The sequence below is a fragment of the Paenibacillus sp. Cedars genome, from assembly GCF_003184205.1.
Lineage (GTDB): Bacteria > Bacillota > Bacilli > Paenibacillales > Paenibacillaceae > Paenibacillus_AQ > Paenibacillus_AQ glucanolyticus.
Map to the genome: position 1 here is coordinate 2411770 of NZ_CP020866.1, position 13018 is coordinate 2424787.

Here is a 13018-nt window from a genome sequence, read left to right on the forward strand (position 1 = left end):
TTTTTTGTTTTAAAGCGTGTTGCACTGATTCGTTCGCGTGACGGATCTAGTCGCGTTCATACGGCACACCGTACAGGCGCAGTATTATATGAGGATTTGGGATTGCCTAATACATACATGACAAGTATAGATCCATAGAAATGCCGATTCAAAAGCGTAAACCAGACTCTATCAAGGTCTGGTTTACGTTTCTTCAAGATCTGTTCGTTTGAGCTTAAAAAAATTAGGGTTGCGATCAAGTGTAACCTCAAGTAAATTGGGAGATACACACCGATTGGAGGGCTGAGCCATAATCATGTTGACCAGATGGTTACGACGAATAACGCCTGAAACCTTTAAACACCGAATCTTGTTTTCCTTTCTGTTGTTTCTCCTCGCGCCGATTGCGCTGTTATTCCTCTACAACTTCCGGGAAACGGAAACGATACTCCAGCGGAATGCTTCGGACAGCAACATCAAGCAGCTCGAAGGCATCAAATACGATCTTATCGATTTGATGAGCCTTGTGATGAAAACCGGGATGCTGCTGGAACAGGATTCCGTCCTCCGCCAAGTCATGCAGCAGCCGGAATTATATGATGCTATCCATCGAAAACGAATCGTTGAAAATAAATTTGCAGGTATTGAAAACAGCTTTTTCCTAACAGGAGCTACGGTTTTCTACACTTTAATCGATTTAAAAGGAAACGCTTACACCTCGTATACACCGGTGAGCTCCCTGAATTATGCCGCCATGAGCTCCGAGCCCTGGGTGCAGGAGCTGAAAAGGGCAGGGGGACAGCGTTACATCTGGGCATCCGATGATCACACGACGGAGGTCCGAGAGAGGCAGGGCATTCGGATGCTGAGCCTTTACGCATTGCTGCGTGACGATGGATTGAAGCCATTTGCTTACGGACGTTTTAGTATCGATTATGAGGGCTGGTTCGAGGAAAAAACATTCGGCAGACATGGGGAAGGCGCCTATTTCCTGCTGGATGCAAACGGACATACGCTGCTTCAATCGGATTCGGAAGAGGACGTGCCGTCTACCGTGTCATCTACTATTGCAGCAGCCAGTCAGAGCGCGGGAGCGGATTCCTCCTCCCAATCCATTGTGAACAATCATACGATGTATACCTACAGCAAGATTCAAGAGCTGGACGGTTATCTCGTGAAGAAGGTGCCGCTGTCCTTGTTGTTTGAAGAAGTGAACAAACAGAAGCAGAGGTTTTATACCGTTTATGGGGCTATCCTGCTGCTGTTTGTACTCTTGACTTACCTCATTTCTTCAACGGTCACCGGGCCTTTGAAGCTGCTTCAGCGAAAAATGGAGACCACCGTAAAATTGAATTTGAAGACCAAGCTTCCGGAACAGGGTCGGGGTGAATTACTGGCGTTGACCCGAAGCTTCAATTACATGATTGCAGACATTAATAATCTGTTGGAGCGGTTAAAGCTTGAGGAGCGTCAAAAGCAATTTGTCCGGTTTCAGGTGCTGCTCAGTCAGATGAATCCTCATTTTCTGCTGAACACGCTGAACACCATCAAGAGTATCGCGCTGGATAAGGATGAAGATGAGATTTACGAGATTTGTGTTGCGCTTGGCAACATATTGGAAACGACGCTGAATTTGGAGGTTGACCTCATTCTTCTGAAGGACGAAATTGTACTGGTCGAATCCTATATGGATATCCAGCGGAAACGATTCGGGCACGGCATCGAGATTCAGTATGAAGTAAGCGAGGATCTGGAGTATGCGCTGATTCCAAAATTTTGCCTGCAGCCGCTGGTAGAAAATTCGCTGCTCCATGGGTTTGGACAATCCCATCATGAGGGGCAAATCGTCATTTGTGCATCAAGCCGCAATTCGCTGCTTTATTTGGAAGTTGTGGATAATGGCATGGGGATTAAGCGATCGCAGGAGAATCAGTCCAACCGGAAACGAAAAAGCATTGGCCTCCAAAATCTTCGGGAAAGCCTGGAGCTTATGTTTAAGAACCAGCCGACAGGACTTCTGATCGAGTCGACGGACGAAGGAACCAAGGTTGTCATGCATTTCCCGTTATTGCTATCCAAACCCTATTTGAAGGAGGGGAGCGCGCATGTGGCGCACGCTGATCGTTGAAGATGAACAGTACGCGAGAGCAAGCTTACGCAAATTGTTTGTAAAGGCGGATATTCCGTTCGAAATTGTAGGTGAAGCGGTAAACGGTGAGGAGGGTCTGCAATTGATTCGGGAGCTGCAGCCCGATGTTGTCATCTCCGACATTTTTATGCCGCGAATGGATGGCGTCCGATTATTGCAGCTGACGAGGGAGGAAGGTTTCCAGTGCCGGTTTGTCATGCTGACGGCAGTAAGTGAGTTCGAGTATGCCAGGCAAGCGGTGGAGTACGGGGCTTCTGGCTATTTGATGAAGCTTTCTCTGGATTTGAAGGGACTCAAGCAAGCCATGGACAAAGTGGCTGCAGAGCTGACGAGAATGGACAAGCTTCGCCTGGCAGATAAATGGTTCCCGGACAGGACTGCCCAAGAACCGACGGACCACCCGGAGCTGAACCGAATGATCAACTACATTGAAGAGCATTTTGCCGAGGGAGTGACATTAAAGAGATTGGCTGAATTTGTCCGCATGGATGCCAGTTATGTCAGTGATTTATTCAAGAAGAAGACCGGCACCACGCTGACGCACTTTATCCAGAACCGCCGCGTTCAAGCGGCGAAAATGCTGCTGACCGAAACCGAGAAAACGGTTAGCGAAATCGGCAGAATGGTAGGCTTTGAGAACGACAATTATTTCATCAAAATATTCAAGCGCTGGTGCGGTGTGACCCCAAACGAATACCGGAAAGAACAAAAATTCGTTCTATGAATATCCAAACGCCGTTCATACCCCCAATGCCAGGCAGGTGATAAAGTTAAAGACGTAGGCAATAAGCTTATCATTTTGATGAGGGGGACCACGAGTGAAACGGAGAAAATGGTTGAAGTTAGTTCTAATGACCACTCTGGCAGCTTCGATGCTCAGCGCATGTGGAGGCATTAACAGCAGTAGCAGCAATGAAGGGGCGAATGCAGGATCGGCAAGTGAAGCTTCAGCAGGCGGTTCGGGTGAAAAAATCAACCTCAAGCTTTGGGGAGCGGTTCCTGCTGAAGCAGGTCCTCAAGAGGTGATTGACAACTGGAATAAAGAAAATCCGGACATTCAGGTGGAATACGTCCGCTACGTAAATGATGATCCGGGTAACCTGAAGCTGGATACGGCACTCATCACGGCCCAGGATGCAGACTTGTTCATCAACTATACGATTAACCGCCTGCAAAAACGCGTTGACGCAGGGGTCGCTTTGGACCTCAGCAGCAAAACGGATTACAACATCGATGAGCAAATGGGCCCGGATGCTGCTCAATGGAAAATCGGCGATAAATACTACGGGATTCCTACAAAGAAAAACATGCTGTTCATCTGGCTTAACAAAAACATGCTTGATGAAGCAGGACTTCCGGTTCCTTCCGTCGACTGGACATGGGACGATCTGAGAGAATACGCGAAGAAATTAACAAAAGAGAATGTGTATGGCCTTATGCAGCATGACGCCGCCTTTACCGCTACAATTGATGGCACTATTGCCGGTCTTGGCGTAACGAAGCCGGATGGCACATCCAACTTTGATAACGATCTTTGGAAGCAGCAGCTTCAAACCGTGCATGATATGATGTTCGTGGACAAATCGACACCGGAGTACGGCGAACAAGTAACTAGCAAAATGCCGGTAGATACAAATTTCTTAAAAGGCGAGGCAGCCATGCTGGCCGCAGGGGAATTTATTTTCCGCAATGCCAACAATCAGAAGGAATTTCCACATGATTTCAAGATCGCTTTTGCAACGATTCCGAAAGTAACCGCTGATCAGAAGGATTATAAATATGCTGGCGGACTCGGTGATATGCTCTCCGTCAATGCCAAATCCAAAAATCAGGATGCGGCATGGAAGTTCGCGAAATGGTATGCCGATGGCGGCATGCTGCCAATGGCTAGCGGTGGTCGGATTCCATCCTCGAAGAGTGTGGATAACCAACAGGCGATGGAGCTGCTACTCAAGGGGAATGAGGATAGTTACGATACAGCATCGCTGAATAACGTGGTGTTCGGTCAGTTCCCGTCGTTCCAGCTGAATGTTCCGCAGCAAGCGCTGGATGCCCGCAAGGAAGAATATGAGAAATACTTCCTAAATGAGCAGGATATCGATACAACACTTACAAATATGACCAAACGCCACCAGGACTATATCAAGTAATCGCATATGGTCAATACCCTTAAGAGAGAAGAAGGATCTTCCGCTTCCTTCTTCTCTCTTTGTTGTATCTAGAAAGCTCTAAACAAGAAGAAAGGCGGTGTTTTCTGTGAAAAAGAACAGCTGGATTCGGAAACAGGGCTGGGTTGGCTATGCCTTTATTCTGCCTAATATGCTGGGGATTCTGGCATTTTTCATTCTGCCTGCCCTGTTTTCCTTCTTTATGATGTTCACCGACTATCAATTTGCCAATCCGAACTGGACGTTCACGGGATTGGATAATATCAAACGCCTTTTTGGTGATGATCAATTCTATGCCTCGATCAAATATACTGTGATTTTCCTGTTATCCGTTCCGGTTTCACTGGGACTGGCATTCCTTGTAGCGCTTGTGCTTAACCGCAGTGTGTATTTGAAGGGATTGCTCAGGGGTATGTTTTTCCTTCCGTATATCTCTAGCGGCGTTGCTGTTGCTTTTGTCTGGATGCTGTTGTTCCAGCCGTCGCAGGGACCGATCAATGAAGTACTGCGTTGGATCGGTGTCGCCTCTCCTCCAGGATGGTTTGCGGATTCAGGCTCAGCGATGTATGCGATCAACGTTGTACAAATCTGGTTCATGCTTGGCTACAATATGATTATTTACCTTGCGGCGCTGCAGGAAATCTCCACCGAGCAGCTGGAGGCGGCGCGAATCGATGGAGCTGGCGCGTCGACGATTACGTGGAAGATCGTATGGCCGCTCGTTAGTCCGACAACGTTTATGCTGTTGGTTACAGGACTGATCATGACGGTCAAATCCTTCTCACTGATTCAAGCCATAACGGGCGGCGGACCAAGCGGAAGCACGACAATCCTGTCCTTATTCGTCTACAAAACGGCATTCAGCTACTATGAGATGGGTTATGCGTCAACGATATCCTGGTTTCTGTTCGCGGTTATTCTCGTAATTACCATCATCCAGTGGGTAGGCCAAAAACGCTGGGTTCATTACTAGAGAGGAGCAGGCAGTATGATTGAAATCAAAAAGAACCTCTCCATTAAGCTTTTTGTCACGACAACTCTTATGTTGATTGCCGGATTCTTTATGATTGTCCCTTTCCTATGGATGCTCAGCACCTCGTTCCAAACGCCGAGCGAAGTTTTTCGGCAATGGCTTCCTTCCAGGCTCGACTGGAGTAACCATATCCGAATATGGTCTGGGAACTATAATTTTCTTCCTTATTACTGGAATTCGATTAAAATCGCTGTTATCGGCACGGTTGGCGCCGTATTCATGTCAGCCCTTGCGGCCTACGGCTTCGCGCGTACGGAATTCAAAGGCCGGGATACATTGTTCATGGTGTATTTGTCCATGATGATGATTCCCCCTCAAGTCGTATTCGTTCCGAAGTTCATTATGTTTAACTGGCTTCATATTTACAACACCCATTGGGCGCTCATCCTGCCCGCCATGTTCTCGATATTCGGAGTCTTCATGCTTCGCCAGTTTTTCCTCGGAATACCGAAGGAGATTACCGAATCCGCGTTTTTGGACGGAGCCGGCCATTTTCGGATATTCTTCAAGCTGATTCTTCCGTTAGCCAAGCCAGCGATTGCGACGTTTGCCATTATCGACTTCTCCTGGCAATGGAATGATTATGAGAATGCGCTCGTGTTTCTGACAAGTCCGGAGCTCTATACGATTCCGCTTGGCCTGCAAAATTTCGTTCTGGAAAACAACGTTGACTATAATGGCATGATGGCTGCTTCTTCAGCGGCAATCGTTCCTATGATTCTAATATTCCTGATAGGACAGAAATATATCATCCAAGGTATATCGAGTTCGGCAGTTAAAGGCTAATCGAAGGAGGTTCATACATTGAGACAAGAGACAGTAAATTCGCATATAACCGTCATTGGAGGAGGTCTGGCCGGAATTAGCGCCGCAATTGCAGCAGCAAGACTGGGGCAAAAGGTTGCGCTTGTCCATAATCGCCCTGTGCTTGGCGGCAACTCCAGCTCCGAGGTACGCGTATGGGTATGCGGGGCAACCGGGCACGGAGTGAACCGTTATGCCAGGGAGACCGGCATCATGGGAGAACTGTTTATAGAAAACCAATATCGTAACCCGGAAGGCAATCCCTATTTATGGGATGTCACGTTGTTGGATGCCGTCAGAGCCGAGCCGAACCTCACGCTGTTCCTGAATACGGATGTAAGAGAGGTTGAAGCTGTCGGAGAACTGGATAACCGGGTGATTCGCAGCGTCACAGGCTGGATGATGGGATCGGAGCGCGAAATTACGTTCGAAAGCGAGATTTTTCTCGACTGTACAGGCGACGGACTCATTGGTTTTCTTGCAGGAGCAGCATACCGCATCGGGCGTGAAGCCAGGCACGAGTTCTTAGAGGATTGGGCCCCGGAAGTGGCTGACGACATCACGCTCGGCAGCACCTTGCTGTTCTATACTAAAGAAACGGAGAAACCCGTGCGTTTCGTGGCCCCGTCTTTTGCAAAAGATATTACCACAACGTCGATTCCGATCAAACGCGTCATTCGAAGCGGTGACTCCGGCTGTCATTATTGGTGGATTGAATGGGGAGGCGAGCTGGATACGGTCCATGAGAACGAGCGGATCCGGGATGAGTTATGGTCAGTCATTTACGGCATATGGGACTATATCAAGAACTCGGGGGAGTTTGAAGCCGATCATATGACCTTGGAATGGGTAGGATCGATTCCGGGTAAACGCGAATACCGCCGTTTTCTGGGGGATTCCATATTGACGCAGAACGATGTTATTGCGCAGCGTTCGTTCGAAGATAGGGTAGCTTTTGGCGGGTGGTCTATCGATCTTCATCCGCCGCAAGGGATGTATGCAACTGAAAGCGGCTCGAAGCATTTGCATATGGACGGCATTTATCATATTCCATTCGGTTCGCTTTACTCGAGGAACGTAAGCAATCTGCTGTTCGCCGGACGGAATATTAGTGCAACACATGTGGCCTTCGGAACGACGCGCGTCATGGCGACCTGTGCGGTGATGGGCGAAGCAGCCGGCGTTGGTGCCGCATTGTCCGTTATGAAAAGGATCACGCCGCGCGAATTGCGGGAGCGGCACCTGTCTGAGCTCCAGCAAACGATGCTGCGCACCGATGCTTCGATCATCGGTCTGCGTAATGAGGATGTTCATGACTTGGCAAAGAAAGGAGTTGTCAGCGCGTCGAGCACAATGAAGGGCATACGGCTCGATAACGCTGCTCAAGAGTATCGACTCATATCGGACGTTGGATTGTTGTTCCCGGCTGATGGAGAGGTTGAAGGACTCCGTATCCTGGTTACCGCCAGGGAACCCTCGCAGTTGAACATCGAGCTGTGGGATACGGGACGCGATGAGAACTATGTGCCTGCAAATCACAGGCAGACTTTGATCATTGAGGTTGCTGCCGGTGAGAAGCAGTGGCTGGATATTCCGGCGGACCGGATGCTGTTTGGCGATAAACCGTGCAATGGATTTGTTATTGTCCGCGCCAATGAGGTAGCAAGTCTCTTTACATCTGAGGCACCCCTCACCGGCGTGCTCGCATTCGAACGCGGGGCCAAGCCGGTAGTCAGCTCCGATCTGGAGGACCATCAGCCGGATCAGCTGGTGATCGAATGGTCGATGAGAGGCCTTGTCCGCAAGCCGTTCTGTTTTGCGGTTGAGACCAGCGCTTATTCGGCTGACAAAGTGGTTAGCGGTTATGTTCGTCCTTATGGAGGTCCGCAGATGTGGGTATCGGAGCCCCTCGTAAACGGCCGGGTAGAATGGGTGGAAGTTGAGCTCCCAGAACGAGCGGATATCCGGGAGATCCATCTTACCTTCAATGATGACGTCAATGAGGATTTGATCAATCTGCATCATCACGAGACGCCGTTCCTGATCATTCCGGAGCTGGTTAAGGCATATGAGCTGCAGGCATATATGGATGGGGAGTGGGTAACGGTTGCCGGTGATAACCATAATCGTACACGCAAAAAGATCCATCGATTTGAGGAGCCGATACCATCGAACCGAATCAGGGTCGTCATCAAGGAAACGAACGGCAGTGAACGAGCAGAAGTAATCGAGATTCGAATATATGAGGTTCATAGTATCGAAATGAAGACCTCGTAAGAGCGATCAAGGGTCCGAGAAAGTGGAGCTCGGGTTTCTGTGCGTCCGGTTTAAGAAAATCATGGCCTCTTATCGAAACTCTTGAAGAGCTTGCAGTGAAATACGATGCCTCACCGACACAGATCGCTTTGAATTGGATGATACACGCTCAAGGCGAGGGCATATTTGCGATTCCTGGATCCACTAAAGTGAAACATGCCTAGGAGAATGTCAAAGCAATGAACTTCTCTTTGACGCGAAGTGAAATGGACGAAATTAGTGATGCTTCATGGGCAGTTCTTAAAAAGTAAACCTCGTGTTGCCGTGATCAAATCCTTCCAGAAACGAATAAAAATAACCAGTCGCTGATAAAGTCGAACTGGTTATTTTTGCTGTTATGGATTCGTGGTTCATTCATGAAGGTCAGCTCTCGCTGTGGTTATCCGCTGCTTCTGTTAGTTTTGTTTCTAATCCATCGATTCAGCTGTATTATCCGTTGAGATACCAACGCAGGCAGTTATGAGAGAATGTTGACGCGACACCAAAGGGTGGCCTATAATCAAAACGACACTAAATGGTGTCGATTGAGTACATTTGTTACATAAGCGCAAAGATCGAAGAGACTTGTAGTTTAATGGATGGGAAACTAACGCCTGTCCCTTGGCAATAATATTATAGGAGAGGGTGTTGTGACCGAGATCAATCAGTTGCGAGACGTGTTTGATGCGATTGCAGATCCAACCAGGCGTCATCTGATTCATCTGCTATCAGAGGCAGAGGAGCTGCCCCTGCATGAGTTGACGCCACAGTTTCAAATGGGCCGCACAGCGGTATCGAAGCATTTGACAATTCTTAAAGAGGCCGGACTGGTAGAGGACCGTAAAGTAGGCAGGGAAACGAGATACAGGCTAAATGCCTCTCCACTGCAAGAGGTTCAAGATTGGGTGGGCTTCTACAACAAGTACTGGAGCACGAATATGCTTCGATTGAAGCAGTTATTAGAGGAGGAAGAAGAATGAGTTTAACTTTATCTATGGATTTTCAGTACACGTCAACAATTGAAAAGGTATGGAGCGCTTTGACCGATCCCAACAAGCTTGCCCAGTGGATTACGGAAAATGATTTTAAACCTGTCGTAGGACATCGTTTTCAGTTTCGTCATCAGCCGTACAATGGATGGGATGGAATTGTTGAAGGAGAAGTAACGATCGTGGATGAACCCCATCGATTGTCTTATATTTGGGCAACCGGGGATGAGCAACACACGGTGAACTGGACCCTGCAGGATTTAGGGGATGGGAAGGTTAACCTTCATCTCGAGCAAATCGGATTCTCCAATGTCCATGGACTTGAAGGCGCTAAGTATGGTTGGAGCGCTTGGACTGTCGAGCTTGAAAAGGTGTTGGCACAATAACCGTGTTTCAGCAGTAGAAAAGAAAAAACTTGGAGGATATGAAGCATGAACGGCATGAACGAATCTAATCAGGAATATATCGTTATCTCAGGTGCGAGGGAAAACAATCTCAAGAACGTATCCTTGCGTATTCCCAAACGGAAGATCACGATTTTTACCGGGGTATCCGGATCTGGCAAATCCTCGATCGTCTTTGATACGATTGCTGCGGAATCCACACGTTTGTTGAATGAGAACTTCAGCATGTTCATACGTACCTTCCTGCCCCGTGTTCCGCAGCCGGATACGGATGCAATCGAAAATCTGAGCATGGCGGTTATTGTGGATCAGAAGCGGTTGGGCGGGGGCTCCCATTCCACGATGGGCACGATTACCGATATATCTCCCATTCTCCGATTACTCTTTTCCCGAGTGGGTCAGCCCCATGTTGGAGGAGCGAACATGTTCTCCTTTAACGATCCGCAAGGCATGTGTCCAGAGTGTAACGGAATCGGCCGCAAATTAGGCGTAGATATGGGCAAGGCGGTGGACATGTCCAAGTCGCTGAATGAAGGAGCCATCATGCTGCCGGACTATTCAGTGAACGGCTGGGAGTGGAACATGCTTGTGCAGTCGGGAGACTTCGACCCTGCCAAGAAGCTGAGTGATTACTCGGATGAGGAGCTGGAACAGCTGCTGTACGGCAAGGCCAGGAAAGTGAAGATGGATTTCGCCGGTAAGGCAACGAATATAACGGTGGAAGGCGCCATCGAAAAGTTCACTAACAAATACATCAAGCAGGATGTCAAGACCAAGTCCGAGCGGACACAAAAAGCGGTTGCACCCTACATTTCCGAGGGGCCTTGCTCCAGCTGCCATGGTGCGAGGCTCAGCCAGGACGCCTTAAGCTGCAGGATTAATGGATATAACATTGCGGAGTTGTCTTCCATGGAGGTCGGACAACTCGTCCGCGTCATTCGGGAGATTGACGATGCGGTCGCCGCACCGGTGGTTAAGTCACTGGGCGAGCGCTTGCAGCATCTGGTCGATATCGGACTTGATTATTTGACTCTGGACCGTGAGACGGATACATTGTCCGGCGGCGAATCACAGCGCGTCAAGATGGTGAAGCACTTAAGCGGCAGTCTCGTGGATGTCACTTACATCTTTGATGAGCCCAGCGTTGGTTTGCACCCTCGTGATGTACACCGCTTGAATGAACTGCTGCAGAAGCTGCGCGACAAAGGCAATACCGTCATTGTTGTTGAACATGATCCCGATGTGATCAAAATCGCGGACCATATCGTCGACGTTGGGCCTCACGCCGGCAGCCGCGGCGGTGCCATCGTGTACGAAGGAAGCTTCCAGGGTCTTCTGGAAGCAGGCACACTGACGGGAACCCATATGAAGCAAGCGCTTAAGCTGAAGCAGGACTGCAGGCAGCCATCCGGCAAGCTATCCATTAAGGATGCCACACTGCACAACCTGCAGAACGTGAGTGTCGATATTCCTGCCGGGGTACTTACCGTCGTTACGGGTGTCGCCGGTTCAGGCAAAAGCACGCTGATCAACGAAGTATTCCTCAGCCAGCAATCGGATGCGATTGTCATCGACCAATCGGCGGTAGGCGTGTCTACACGCTCGAATCCAGCGACCTATACGGGCATTATGGATGATGTTCGCAAGGCGTTTGCATCCGCGAACAAAGTCAATCAAGGCCTCTTCAGCTTCAACTCCAAGGGGGCATGCGAGAACTGCCAAGGGCTGGGTGTCGTGTATACGGATCTAGCGTTCCTTGACAGCGTGAAACTTCCATGTGATGTATGCGGGGGTAAGCGATTCAAGGAAGAGGTGCTGGAGTACAAGCTGAACGGGAAGTCCATTGCCGATGTATTGGAGATGACGGTAGAGCAGGCCTTGGAATTCTTTCAGCTAAAAGAGGTTGTGCGCAAGCTCCAGGCAATGAGTGATGTAGGGCTGAACTATATTACGCTCGGTCAGCCGCTAAGCACCCTTTCGGGCGGTGAATGCCAGCGTATTAAGCTGGCAAGCGAGCTGCATAAGAAGGGCAGTATCTACGTGATGGACGAGCCAACGACTGGGCTGCATATGTCAGATATCGGCCATCTGTTGGAGATCATGAACCGCCTGGTGGATGCCGGCAATACGGTCATTGTCATCGAGCATAACCTCGATGTGATCAGCCAAGCGGATTGGATCATCGATATGGGACCGGACGGAGGCAGCAAGGGTGGTCAGGTGGTATACGAAGGAACTCCTACGGAGATCATCCATGAAGAGCATTCCATTACGGGCAGGTATTTGAGGTAAGGGGGAATGCATAATGGCTTTTTTTAAAGACATGATCTCCGTATTCCGAAAGCGAGAATTGTTATTTATAGAAAGCCTTCGAGAATCGGAAGATGTATATACTTTTTCATTCAAAAAAGATGAGGATCTAACGTGGACGGCAGGGCAGTACGGTTTGTTTAGCATTATACACAAGAAAATCAAAAGCCCAACGAAGCCTTTCAGCATAGCTTCTGCTCCGACGGAGAACGTTGTTAAAATTACGACGAGAATTGGTGATAACCCCAGCGACTTCAAACAAGCGATGTTGGAATTAAAGCCTGGAATGAAAATCAAGATGGGCGGTCCTGTAGGGTCATTTCATTTGGATCAAGAACACCCATCGCTGCTAATTGCAGCCGGTATTGGTATTACGCCTTTTCGAGCAATCCTGAAGCAAATGACTGCTGGAAGAGACAGAGAGGGGAAACCCGTGCGTGTGCTGTATCTGGACAGTCAGAAGTCACACCTCTTTCGGGATGAGCTCGATGCTCTGGCTAACTCTGCTGCCGTTCAAATATCCTATCTTGAATCCAGGGAAGCATTAGAGCAAGAAATCAATAGGTTTGTTAACCAATATCAGAACCAGGGCAAATACTTTATCGCGGGTCCAAAATCCATGGTTGAGTCGATAACGAATTTGCTGCAAAATAAAAAAATCGCGAAGCAAAATATAAAAAAAGATGCGTTTTATGGATTGTAACGAATATTTGCATACAGCCTATCGCCATGTATAGGAGATTGACAAAGGGTGACTTCATTGAAGTCACCCTTTTGCTTTAATGGTATTGAACTGATAGCTACGTGTATCTTGTATTCCACGACGGCTACACTTGCCTTCAGAGGCAGCGTAGCGGACGCCGCGTATCACCTGCGATCAAAGCGGA

General features: G+C 48.7%; 11 protein-coding genes. All 11 read left to right on the forward strand.

What is annotated here, in order from left to right; translation table 11 throughout:
• The first annotated feature begins 295 nt into the window (after positions 1-295).
• The 11 genes from B9D94_RS12720 to B9D94_RS12770 all read left to right on the forward strand — a co-directional run bounded on the left by B9D94_RS12720 (position 296) and on the right by B9D94_RS12770 (position 12834).
• On the forward strand, positions 296-2107 hold the full coding sequence (locus tag B9D94_RS12720) for a cache domain-containing sensor histidine kinase (protein WP_148247169.1): 1812 nt from the start codon (positions 296-298) through the stop codon (positions 2105-2107).
• The gene (locus tag B9D94_RS12725; protein ID WP_148247170.1) at positions 2085-2852 is read left to right on the forward strand and encodes a response regulator transcription factor; all 768 of its coding nucleotides are present in this window, start codon (positions 2085-2087) and stop codon (positions 2850-2852) included. The genes B9D94_RS12720 and B9D94_RS12725 overlap by 23 nt, the downstream gene beginning before the upstream one ends.
• Before the next feature lie 94 nt (positions 2853-2946).
• Entirely contained in the window at positions 2947-4278 is a 1332-nt protein-coding gene (locus B9D94_RS12730) for an ABC transporter substrate-binding protein (RefSeq protein ID WP_253806149.1), read from the forward strand.
• A 106-nt stretch (positions 4279-4384) separates the two neighbouring features.
• On the forward strand, positions 4385-5269 hold the full coding sequence (locus tag B9D94_RS12735) for a carbohydrate ABC transporter permease (RefSeq protein ID WP_036637654.1): 885 nt from the start codon (positions 4385-4387) through the stop codon (positions 5267-5269).
• Positions 5270-5284: 15 nt separating this feature from the next.
• Entirely contained in the window at positions 5285-6115 is an 831-nt protein-coding gene (locus B9D94_RS12740; RefSeq protein ID WP_148247171.1) for a carbohydrate ABC transporter permease, read from the forward strand.
• An 18-nt stretch (positions 6116-6133) separates the two neighbouring features.
• Positions 6134-8410, forward strand: a complete 2277-nt coding sequence (locus tag B9D94_RS12745; RefSeq protein WP_148247172.1) for an FAD-dependent oxidoreductase — start codon at positions 6134-6136, stop codon at positions 8408-8410.
• A 95-nt stretch (positions 8411-8505) separates the two neighbouring features.
• Positions 8506-8613, forward strand: coding sequence for a hypothetical protein (locus B9D94_RS31895; RefSeq protein ID WP_367613814.1), 108 nt, complete (start codon positions 8506-8508; stop codon positions 8611-8613).
• A 465-nt stretch (positions 8614-9078) separates the two neighbouring features.
• Entirely contained in the window at positions 9079-9408 is a 330-nt protein-coding gene (locus B9D94_RS12755) for an ArsR/SmtB family transcription factor (protein WP_006210451.1), read from the forward strand.
• Positions 9405-9803: an SRPBCC family protein gene (locus B9D94_RS12760; RefSeq protein ID WP_006210449.1), complete on the forward strand. Its 399-nt coding sequence runs from the start codon at positions 9405-9407 to the stop codon at positions 9801-9803. The genes B9D94_RS12755 and B9D94_RS12760 overlap by 4 nt, the downstream gene beginning before the upstream one ends.
• A gap of 54 nt (positions 9804-9857) precedes the next feature.
• Positions 9858-12113 (forward strand): ATP-binding cassette domain-containing protein, encoded by a 2256-nt coding sequence (locus tag B9D94_RS12765; protein ID WP_148248775.1) that lies wholly within the window; start codon positions 9858-9860, stop codon positions 12111-12113.
• A 13-nt stretch (positions 12114-12126) separates the two neighbouring features.
• Positions 12127-12834, forward strand: a complete 708-nt coding sequence (locus tag B9D94_RS12770; RefSeq protein WP_063480664.1) for an FAD-dependent oxidoreductase — start codon at positions 12127-12129, stop codon at positions 12832-12834.
• The last annotated feature ends 184 nt before the right edge of the window (positions 12835-13018 follow it).

Coding starts and splice junctions, on each gene's coding strand:
- B9D94_RS12720 (WP_148247169.1), top strand. CDS start 296: ATGTTGACCAGATGGTTACGACGAATAACGCCTGAAACCTTTAAACAC.
- B9D94_RS12725 (WP_148247170.1), top strand. CDS start 2,085: ATGTGGCGCACGCTGATCGTTGAAGATGAACAGTACGCGAGAGCAAGC.
- B9D94_RS12740 (WP_148247171.1), top strand. CDS start 5,285: ATGATTGAAATCAAAAAGAACCTCTCCATTAAGCTTTTTGTCACGACA.
- B9D94_RS12760 (WP_006210449.1), top strand. CDS start 9,405: ATGAGTTTAACTTTATCTATGGATTTTCAGTACACGTCAACAATTGAA.
- B9D94_RS12765 (WP_148248775.1), top strand. CDS start 9,858: ATGAACGAATCTAATCAGGAATATATCGTTATCTCAGGTGCGAGGGAA.
- B9D94_RS12770 (WP_063480664.1), top strand. CDS start 12,127: ATGGCTTTTTTTAAAGACATGATCTCCGTATTCCGAAAGCGAGAATTG.